1 protein-coding gene is annotated in these 1,034 nt (G+C 73.1%); it reads left to right on the top strand.

What is annotated here, in order from left to right:
- Positions 1-71: 71 nt before the first annotated feature.
- Positions 72-683, top strand: a complete 612-nt coding sequence (locus tag I59_RS11885) for a class I SAM-dependent methyltransferase (RefSeq protein WP_022904056.1) — start codon at positions 72-74, stop codon at positions 681-683.
- Positions 684-1,034: the final 351 nt, after the last annotated feature.

Genomic DNA, 1,034 nt, shown 5'->3' with positions numbered 1-1,034 from the left:
GGTTCCGTCATCCTGTCCACGGGTACCTCCGCCACGCCCGGGACACACGGGTGAGCCGCTACGGTTCATCCATGGCGAACGACCACTACTTCTCCGCCAACCCCTCGTCGGAGCTCCGCGAGCGCCAGGTGCACGTCACGCTCGCCGGTCGCGACCTCACCCTGGCGACCGCGGCCGGGGTCTTCAGCGCCGACGGTGTCGACCGGGGCACCCGGGTCCTCCTCGGCTCGGTGCCGCCGCCGGCGGCCTCCGGGGCGCTCCTGGACGTCGGATGCGGCTGGGGTCCGATCGCGATCACGATGGCGCTCGAGTCGCCCGAGGCCGAGGTGTGGGGCGTCGACGTCAACGAGCGCGTGCTCGGCCTGGCCCGCTCCAACGCCGCCACCGCGGGGGCGACGAACGTCACGGTCGCCCTGCCCGACGAGGTCCCCGCCGACCTGCGCTTCCGCACGATCTGGTCGAACCCGCCCATCCGGGTCGGCAAGGACGAGCTGCACGACATCCTGCTGACCTGGCTGCCCCGGCTCGAGGTCGGCGGCGACGCCTGGCTGGTCGTGTCCAAGGACCTCGGCGGCGACTCGCTGCAACGCTGGCTGCGCGACACGCTCGACGACGCCTTCACGGTGACGCGAGCGTCGACCGACAAGGGCTTCCGCGTCATCCGGGTGCAGCGCGGCGCGTAGAGACGGGGCCGCGCGCTCCGCGCGTTCCGGACTGGAGGCCCGTGGAGCGTCACCGACGTCGGTGCCGCACCACGGGCCTCCTGGCTGTGGCGAGGCCGCCCGTCGATCACGCTCCCGCACACGTCGCGATCGTCGCGCGCACGTCACGATCGTCGCGTGGCCGACTCGCGTCGCGTCGCGTCGCGAGTCGGGCACGCGACGAACCCCGGAACCGACACCGAACCGCGGGCTCCGCCTGGTTCGACGTCGGGATCCCGGTCCGTGAGCGCACTGAGGTCCGCGTCCGGACCCGCCCGTCAGACTGTGAGGTCGCCCGAGAACACGAGCTCGGACGGCCCGGACAGTGCGACG

Origin of the sequence: Curtobacterium sp. B8 (genome assembly GCF_000333315.1) — a bacterium.
Taxonomy (GTDB): Bacteria; Actinomycetota; Actinomycetes; order Actinomycetales; family Microbacteriaceae; genus Curtobacterium; species Curtobacterium luteum.
The sequence above is the reverse complement of the archived record's forward strand: the minus strand, read 5'-3'. Positions and strand labels throughout refer to the sequence as shown.